At 62.0% G+C, this 9,106-nt stretch carries 8 protein-coding genes; all 8 read left to right on the forward strand.

All coding sequences use genetic code 11. The features are described 5' to 3' along the window. Positions 1-92 precede the first annotated feature (92 nt). The 8 genes from D8U18_RS03250 to D8U18_RS03285 all read left to right on the forward strand — a co-directional run bounded on the left by D8U18_RS03250 (position 93) and on the right by D8U18_RS03285 (position 8,714). Positions 93-2,912, forward strand: a complete 2,820-nt coding sequence (locus D8U18_RS03250) for a LuxR C-terminal-related transcriptional regulator (RefSeq protein WP_131107008.1) — start codon at positions 93-95, stop codon at positions 2,910-2,912. Positions 2,913-3,227: 315 nt separating this feature from the next. Beyond that, on the forward strand, positions 3,228-4,328 hold the full coding sequence (locus tag D8U18_RS03255) for an acyl-CoA dehydrogenase family protein (RefSeq protein WP_236708514.1): 1,101 nt from the start codon (positions 3,228-3,230) through the stop codon (positions 4,326-4,328). Between the two features lie 29 nt (positions 4,329-4,357). Next, a complete protein-coding gene (locus tag D8U18_RS03260) occupies positions 4,358-5,542 on the forward strand; it encodes a lipid-transfer protein (RefSeq protein WP_056856574.1) in 1,185 nt (394 codons plus the stop codon). Positions 5,543-5,571: 29 nt separating this feature from the next. Beyond that, the gene (locus D8U18_RS03265) at positions 5,572-6,012 is read left to right on the forward strand and encodes a MaoC family dehydratase N-terminal domain-containing protein (RefSeq protein WP_130930739.1); all 441 of its coding nucleotides are present in this window, start codon (positions 5,572-5,574) and stop codon (positions 6,010-6,012) included. A gap of 14 nt (positions 6,013-6,026) precedes the next feature. After that, positions 6,027-6,443: a MaoC family dehydratase gene (locus D8U18_RS03270; RefSeq protein WP_130906726.1), complete on the forward strand. Its 417-nt coding sequence runs from the start codon at positions 6,027-6,029 to the stop codon at positions 6,441-6,443. A 30-nt stretch (positions 6,444-6,473) separates the two neighbouring features. Beyond that, complete coding sequence (locus D8U18_RS03275; RefSeq protein ID WP_056856577.1) at positions 6,474-7,298, forward strand: SDR family oxidoreductase; 825 nt, start codon at positions 6,474-6,476, stop codon at positions 7,296-7,298. Positions 7,299-7,437: 139 nt separating this feature from the next. Next, positions 7,438-8,085, forward strand: a complete 648-nt coding sequence (locus D8U18_RS03280) for a TetR/AcrR family transcriptional regulator (RefSeq protein WP_131107009.1) — start codon at positions 7,438-7,440, stop codon at positions 8,083-8,085. Further along, positions 8,082-8,714 (forward strand): SDR family NAD(P)-dependent oxidoreductase, encoded by a 633-nt coding sequence (locus tag D8U18_RS03285; RefSeq protein WP_130905748.1) that lies wholly within the window; start codon positions 8,082-8,084, stop codon positions 8,712-8,714. The genes D8U18_RS03280 and D8U18_RS03285 overlap by 4 nt, the downstream gene beginning before the upstream one ends. The last annotated feature ends 392 nt before the right edge of the window (positions 8,715-9,106 follow it).

Below are 9,106 nucleotides of genomic sequence, written 5' to 3' on the forward strand. Positions count from 1 at the left end.
ATGCCAAACACAGGGTCATGACTGCCCGGTGGTGCGTTACACTCCTGTGGATTCAATGCAATCCCATAACAAAAAAAGATTCGGACAGCCCCATGGACAAACCCCGCAAGTCCAATGCCCTGGACACGCCCGCCCGCCTGGTCTTGAATCCGACTCAGTCGCCGATCGTCAGCACCAAACTGATTCCGCCGCGCAGTGCCGGACGCCTGATTTCCCGCGAGCGCCTGCAAGATCAGATGCTCAAGGCCCGCCGCCAGCGCTGCATCGTGCTCAAGGGGCCGGCAGGCTGCGGCAAGACCTCGACGTTGATTGCCTGGCGTCAGGCGCTGCTGCCGCTGGGCTTCGATGTGGCCTGGTTGACCCTGTCGGCCGACGACAACGAATTGACCCGTTTCCTCGATTATTTGCTGGCCAGCCTCGGCCAGGTTGACCCTGTGCTTGTTCACGAGGCCACCCAGCTGGAAGGTCGCGGGATCGACAGCGAAGCGGTGGAACGTACGGTCATCACCCTGGTGCGCAGCATTGCCAGCCGTTCGCGGGAATTGGTGCTGGTGCTCGATGACCTGCACCATTTGACCGATGTCGGCATTCACCAGGCCTTGCAATGGCTGATCGACTACGCCCCGGCCAATCTGCATCTGGCCCTGGTATCGCGCAGTGCCGTGCCGTTGTCGCTGGCGCGGTTGCGCAGCCAGGAACTGGTGCTGGACCTGAACCTGCGGGATTTGCGCTTCACGGCCACCGAATCGGAACAGTTTCTCAAGGCACAACTGGGCGATATCAGCGCCCAGGAGGCCAAGCGCATGCATGAGCTGACCGACGGTTGGGTGGCCGGGCTGCAACTGCTCGCGGTCAGTCGCAAGAAAAACCGCTCGCTCGTCACGTCCATCGACCAGACACAAATGCGCGACGACCAGGCGTTCGCGAAGTTCTTTGAAGTCGAGGTGTTGTCCCACCTGTCGCCGACCGATCTCGACTTGATGTTGCTGATGGCGGTCTGCAACCGCTTTTGCGCCTCATTGTGCGCCGCCCTCAGCGGCAACCCGGAAGCGGTGCGCGAGGCCAACGCCTTGCTGGCGCGACTGGAACGGGACAACCTGTTCCTGATTCCGGTAGACAGTGCCGCGCCGGAAACCTGGTATCGCCTGCACCCGCTGCTGCGCGAAACCCTGCTCAAGTATTTCGATTCGCGCAGCCCGGCCGAACAACAGGCGGTGCACGCCCGCGCATGGGCCTGGTTCCGTGATCACCAGCATCTGGATGAGGCGGTGCACCATGCGGTGATGGCCGGCGCCCCGGATGCCGCCGCCGACCTGGTGCAGCAACATGCTGAAGCGCTGTATGCCCATGGCGACCTGCGGATGTTGATCGAACTGGTTCGCCTGCTGCCTGTCGAGCAAGTGCAGGCGCGGGTGAAACTGCGCATTCTCAAGGCGCGGATGCAACTCTATGCCAGGGATTTCGTGGCCTGCGCCAATAGCCTTGATCAGTTGTTCCTCGACGTGCCCGAAGCTGACGTCCACGATCGATTCATGATCGCGATCCTGCGGGCCTCACTGGCGCTGCAACGGGATGACACCGATGCGGCGATGACCGTCCTGCCGCAATTGCTCGATCCGCCGCCAGGCAGCAACAGTGTCGCCCTTGGCTCATGCGCCAACATCCTTTCCTGGCTCTACATGCACCGGGGTGAATACGAGAAGGCGCGTCAGGTGCAACTCGAGCGCCCCCTGCTGTTGATCAATGGCGAACCGCTGCTGGGCACCACCGCCGGCAGCCTTCAGGGCCGCTGCATGATTGGCTTGAGCCATGCCCTCGAAGGCCAGATGAAGCAGGCCGAGCGGGTGTATCGGGATGTGATGCATGAGGCCGCACACTGTGGCAAGGCCGGCGCCGATGCGACTTACCTCTCCGCCGCGTTGCTGGGTGAGGTGCTGTACGAAACCAATGACGTCGATGCTGCCTTCAAGCTCTTGTCGGGATGGGTCGATATTCTCGAGCGGATTTCCATTCCGGATTCGGTGTTGCGTGTGTTGCAGGTGCTGTGGAACGTGCAATGGCTGGCGGGCAATCATCAGGAAGCCCTGGCCTATGTCGAACGGCTCGATGAGTACGCCATCAAACTCGGTCTGGAACGCCTGCAAGCCTACTGCCTGACCTGGCAGGTGCGATGGCTGATGATTCTCGGAGAGCACTCGCAGGCCCGGACCAAACTGGCGCGCCTTGAAGCCATCGATGCGCGCCACCCGGATGCCGGGCACAGTGCACTCAAGGAAATCCACATCCTGGCCGAGAATGCGCGGGCGCGCTGGCAAATTCAGCAGGGCGACCTGGACGGTGCGTTGAAACGCATCGAGCAACTGATCGAAACCTGTGAACGGCACCGCCGTCAGTTGGGCACCGTTCGCCTATTGGTGTTGAGCGCAGTGATCGAGTCTCAGCGCGGCAATACCGATGCCGCCCGTGATCACATCATGGAAGCACTGCGCCGCGGTCAACGCTTCGGCCTGTTGCGCAGCTTGCTCGACGCCCACCCCGATGCGTTGATGCTGATCTCGGACATCGCCAGCAAAGAAACCCTGGACCCACTGCTTGCCTTTTACGTCGAGCGCCTGCAGGCGGCGCAGGTCACTACGCCCGCCGTGCCAGGCGACAAACCCTCTCCGCCCCCGACAAACAAGCCTCTCGCCAGCGGCATGGAGCCCCTGAGCGAACGGGAAATCGAAGTGGTGCGCTTGCTCGCCCAGGCCCTGCCCAACAAAAAAATCGCCCGTGCTCTGGGGCTGTCTCCGGAAACCGTGAAATGGCACCTGAGCCATATCTACAGCAAACTCGGGGTCAACAGCCGCGACGAAGCGGTGGCGCGGGTGCGGGATCTCGAATCCCAGGAAAATGCCGCAAGCCGACACTGAATCCTGCAGGAGCGAGCCGGCTCCGGGCGGCGTTCCGACGATGGGCGTGAACGATGACGCGTCCTGCCTGAATGATCGCGATGTCCGGGCGTTATTCGCGAGCTGGCTCGCTCCTACAGGGGCTTGGGCTGCTTTCTGATTTTCCTCCCGCCACCCACCTCGGGTGGCGTTCCGGCCAGCCCCCGACCCTATCGTAACCCTCAGTTCAAAGGCGCAGCTCGCGCCTTGCATCAGCGCCCGGCCCAGGCCGGGCCCGTGATCATTGAGGAGTCTTGCGTGCATATCGCCCGAACCGTTTTCCGCGACGACCATGAGATGTTTCGCACCACCGTGCGGCGTTTTTTCGAGCGCGAATGCCTGCCGCGCCAGGCAGCCTGGGACAAGGCCGGTCAGGTCGACCGGGAAACCTGGCTCAAGGCCGGGCGCGAAGGCTTGCTGGGCATCACCCTGCCCCCCGAGTACGGTGGAGGCGGCGGGGATTTCGGCCACTGTGCAGTGTTCAACGAAGAGTTCGCCCGGGCTGGCGTGAGCGGTGCTTACTTCAGCATGCACTCCGACGTCATTGCTCCTTATATCAATCGTTGCGGCAACGAAGAACAGAAACAGAAATGGCTGCCGGGCATTTGCTCCGGCGAGACCATCCTGGCGATCGCCATGACCGAACCCGGCACCGGCAGCGACCTCAAGGCTGTACGTACCACCGCCGTGCGCGACGGTGACGAATACGTCATCAATGGCAGCAAGACCTTTATCAGCAACGGCCTGACCGCCGATCTGGTGATTGTCGTGTGCAAGACCGATCCGTCCGCGGGCGCCAAGGGCATCAGCCTGATCGCCGTGGAAGCCAGCCGTGCCGGCTTCAAGCGCGGGCGCAAGCTGGAGAAGGTCGGCCAGGCTGCAGCCGATACCGCCGAGCTGTTCTTCGACAATGTCCGCGTGCCAGTGGGCAACCGCCTTGGTGAAGAAGGCCTGGGCTTTACCTATCTGATGGGTGAACTGCCACAGGAGCGGTTCTCCATCGCCGTGTCCGCTGCCGCCAAGCTCGAGCGCCTGCTGGAGCAAACGCTCGAGTACGTGAAGGACCGCAAAGCGTTCAACCAGACCGTATGGGACTTCCAGAACAGCAAATTCAAACTCGCCGACATCAAGGCCCAGGCCACCGCCATGCGCGTGATGGTCGACTACTACCTGGGCGAGCACATGCGCCGGCGCCTGACCCTCGAAGAAGCGGCGATCGCCAAGCTCTACACCACCGAAACCCTGTGGAAATGCATCGACGACATGGTCCAGCTGCATGGCGGCTACGGCTACATGATGGAGTACCCGATCGCCCGAGCGTTCGTCGACTGCCGCGTCAATCGCATCTACGGCGGAACCAGCGAAGTCATGCGCGAACTGATTGCGCGCAAGCTCTGATCCTCAAAAACAAAAAAAGGAAATACACGATGAGCCATAAGGTATTCGTTGCTGGCGTCGGCATGATCCAGTTCAAGAAACCGGGGACCAACGAGCCCTACGACGTCATGGGTGAACAGGCGATCCGCCAGGCCCTGGCTGACTCGGGCGTGGACTTCGCTGACATCCAGCAGGCCTACGCCGGCTACGTCTACGGCGACTCAACCTGCGGTCAGAAAGCCTTGTACCGCGTGGGCATGACCGGCATCCCGCTGATTAACGTCAACAACAACTGCGCCACCGGTTCCAGCGCCCTGTTCCTCGCCCGTCAGGCCGTGGCCAGTGGCGCCGTGGACTGCGCCCTGGCGTTTGGTTTCGAACACATGAACCCGGGCGCGTTGAAATCTGCCTGGCCCGATCGCGCACCGGCCACTGAGCGTGCCTTGGTGTTGGCCAACGAACTGATCGGCATGCCTGACCTGCCCAATGCCATCCGCCAGTTCGGCGGCGCCGGCTACGCGCACATGCAAAAGTACGGCACCCGACTGGAAACCTTCGCCAAGATCCGCGCCAAGGCCAGCCGTCATGCGGCCAATAACCCGCTGGCGGTGTTCCGCAACGTGGTGAGCGCCGAAGAAGTGATGGCCGCGCCGATGCTGTGGGAAGGCGTGATGACCCGCCTGATGGCCTGCCCGCCGACCTGTGGCGCTGCTGCCGCCATCGTGGTGTCCGAGGCCTTCGCGAAAAAACACGGCCTGCGCACCGACGTGTTGATGGCCGGCCAGGCCCTGACCACTGACCTGCCGAGCACCTACGACACCAAGGACATGATCCGCGTGGTCGGTTTCGACATGACGCGCATGGCTGCCGACATCGCCTACAACCAGGCCGGTATTGGCCCGCAAGACATCGACGTGATCGAGTTGCACGACTGCTTCGCGCAGAACGAATTGCTGACCTACGAAGGCCTGGGCCTGTGTGCCGAAGGCGCAGGCGAGCAATTGGTCAACGACGGCGACAACACCTACGGCGGCAAATGGGTCACCAACCCGTCCGGTGGCTTGCTCTCCAAAGGACATCCGCTGGGCGCCACCGGCCTGGCCCAGTGCTACGAACTGACCCATCAACTGCGCGGTACCGCCGAGCAACGTCAGGTGCAGAACGCGCGAATTGCGGTGCAGCACAACCTCGGCCTGGGCGGCGCCTGCGTGGTGACCGTGTACCAGAAGAACTGACACGGCCGGCAATCCAGGGAGACATTTCGATGATCGACAAGAAACACATCGGCAGACAACTGCCCACCTTCCTCGTCAACGCCGAAGCAGGTCAATTGCGCTTCTTCGCCAAGGCCACCGGGGAAACCAACCCGATCTACTTCGACGAGCAAGCTGCACGTGATGCCGGCCACCCCAACCTGCCACTGCCGCCGACCTTTCTGTTCTCGCTGGAGTTCCAGATTCCGTCGAACGCCTGGCGTGACGAACTGGGCATCGTCACCGCGCGCATCCTGCACGGTGAAGAATCCTTCCGCTACCACCGTATGGCCTACGCCGGCGACACGTTGCGCTTCGATGTGCGCATCGCCGACATCTACGACAAGAAAGGCGGTGCCCTGGAATTCGTGGTGCGCGAAACCCGAGTCACCAATCAGCACGGTGAGCACGTCGCGGATCTGCGCAGCGTGCTCGTGCAGCGCAACAGCTGAAGCGGAGAACACTGATGAACGCCATAAGCCTGGAAAAAATCAACATCGGCGACACCCTGCCGCCACTGGCCCTGCCACCGATCAACCGCACCACCCTGGCTCTGTTTGCCGGTGCGTCGGGTGATCACAACGCCATTCACATCGACACCGATTACGCGCGCCGGGCGGGCATGCCCGATGTGTTCGCCCACGGCATGTTGTCGATGGCCTACCTCGGTCGCCTGCTGACCCAATGGGTCGACCAGCGCCAGTTGCGCGAGTTCGGCGTGCGCTTCCTCGGCATCACCCACCTGGGTCACCAGATCACCTGCAGCGGCACTGTCGTCGACCGCTTCGAGGTCGAGGGCGAACAACGGATCAAGGTCGAAGTGCGCACCACCAATCAATACGGCGAGACCAAGATCGTTGGCGACGCCGTGATCGCTCTGTAAACAAAACCGATAACTGAGGAGCAACACCCCATGGCAAAACTCGAAGGCAAAGTTGCACTGGTCACCGGCTCCGGTCGTGGCATCGGCCAGCAAATCGCCCTGAAACTGGCGAGCGAAGGCGCGCGCATCGTGATCAACGACCTGGACGCCGATCCGGCCCACGAGACCGCTGAAATAATCCGCAAACTGGGTGGCGAAGCTGCCGTGTGCCACGGCAACGTCAGCGCCCCGGACTTCGGCGACCGCTACGTCAAGACCGCAATGGACAACTTCGGCGCCATCGACATCATCGTCAACAACGCCGGCTACACCTGGGACGACGTGATCCAGAAGATGACGGACGAGCAGTGGTACGCGATCCTCGATTGCCACATGACCGCGCCGTTCCGCATCCTGCGTGCCGCCTACCCGATCATCAAGGCGCAAGCCCAGGCCGATGCGGCAGCCGAGCGTGAAGTGTTCCGCAAAGTGGTGAACATCTCCTCGGTTTCGGCCCTCAAAGGCAACGCCGGGCAGATGAACTACTCCTCGGCCAAGGCCGGTGTCCTCGGCATGACCCGAGCGCTGGCGCGTGAATGGGGCCGTTTCAAAGTCAACGTCAATGCCGTGGCATTCGGTTTCATCGAAACCCGCATGACCAGCGCCGATGCCCATGCCGGTGCGACTGTGAGCATCGAAGGTCGTGACATTCGTGTCGGCATCAGCCCGGAGGCGGCCAAGTCGTTCAGTCAGCGCAACCCATTGGGTCGCCCGGGCACCGTGAAAGAGGCAGCCGACGCCGTGTACCTGTTCTGCTCGCCGGAGTCGAACTACATCACCGCGCAAACCATCGCTGTGGCCGGCGATCTGCAATAACCGTAACTGCACTTGTAGGAGCGAGCCTGCTCGCGATGGTCGTCAACGATAACGCTGGCTGCCTGGCACCCCGCGGTGTCGCGGACATTTTCGCGAGCGGGCGCGCTCCTACAGGGACGCAGAAACGCAGGATCACACCATGAACATGACTGAAAGCAATATCCGCCTGGCCGCCATCAAACTGATCTCGCGCAATGGCTACGGTTCGATGAGTCTGCGTCAGCTTGCCAGCGAAGCAGGCATCAATGCCTCCACGCTGTACCTCTACTACAAAGGCAAAAACGAACTGCTGCTGGAGCTGATCCTCGAGTATTTCCAGGGAGTGTCCCGGGAGTGGGCGCGGCGTCGGCCGAAAAAGGCAGCGAGCGCCGATGTGAAATTGCTCGCCTTCATCGCCTGCCACGTACGCTATCATCTGGAACATCAGGACGAGGCGATGCTCGGCAATCTGGAGTTGCGCAGTCTCCCCGAAGAGGATCTGGAGCAGGTCCGCCAAGCCCGGCGCCAGTATTTGAAAGCCTTGCAGGAACTACTAGAACAAGGGGTCAAGGAAGGTTCACTGAGCTGCGCCGAACCCAAGTTGATGGCGCGCACCCTGTTCAACATGCTGACCCATGCTTGCGTCTGGTACCGCACCGATGGCCGCTGGGACATCGATGCCGTCATCCGCCATTACTCGGTACTGGTAATGAAAATGCTCGGCGCCGCAACCATCCCGTCGCCTCGGGCGCCTGTGCCGCAAGTCATGATCACCCGCCGTGCCATGCCTGTGGAGGTGCGTCCATGAGCGATCTGATGCAGCCCTTTTCCATGACCGGCAAGACGGTGCTGGTGGCCGACGCCACCACTCGACTGGGCGCGCATTTCGCCCGGCTGATCAGCCGTGCCGGAGCGCGTGTGGCCCTCGGTGGGCAACACCCGGCGCAGTTGGAGCAACTGGCAGCGGATTTGCGCTGGGAAGGGGGCGAAGTCTTGATCATCAGCCTCGACAATGCCCGCCGGCCGAGTATCGAAGCCGCCCTGGACACCGTCCAGCAACGCTTTGGCAGCGTCGATGTGCTGATCAACAACAGCGCCGAGCGCGATCATGTTGCCTTGAACAATCACATCGTCCATTGCACCAGCCTGCACATGATCAGGGCCGAACGCGGAGGCAGCATCGTCAATATCGATCCGCCACCGCAGCCCATCAGCGAGCCTAACCCGTGCCTGCGCCCCAACAGCAGCCTGATCCGCATGAGCCGCGCCATGGCCCAGTCACTCACACCACACCGCATACGCATTAACGTCATAGCCCCAGGCCGAGACAAGGACGCCGGACTGCAGGAGCTCAATGGCCCTATGCTGTTGCTGGCCAGCGGCGCCGGGGCGAGCGTGACCGGTGCCGTGCTGCACATCGATAACCCGGGGCTCTGAGCGCGGTTTTCTTGTGGGAGCAACTGTCTTCCCCATGCCACTCGTCACCGCCTTCGCGAGCAAGCCCGCTCCCACAGTGGTTTGTGATGCACACAGATTTCGTGAGCGACTCACACCCTGTGGGAGCTGGCTTGCCAGCGATGGCGGCCTTGAAGACACCCATGATTTTGCGCCTGAACCCATTCCTCTGTGGGCGGGCTTGCTCGCGAAAGCGCCGGCACATCCAGCATTAGTGGCGACTGATACTCCGCCTTCGCGGGCAAGCCCGCCCCCACAGGGTAATGGGTCTGGCCGGACGTTCAGAGCTGGCTGTCAGGCCGTCATCGCTGGCAAGCCAGCTCCCACAGGAATCGCATTCCGACAGGAGGAATGCGTAATTGCCGCAGCCAGGT

Source organism: Pseudomonas sp. Sample_10 (assembly GCF_004321495.1).
Taxonomy (GTDB): Bacteria; Pseudomonadota; Gammaproteobacteria; order Pseudomonadales; family Pseudomonadaceae; genus Aquipseudomonas.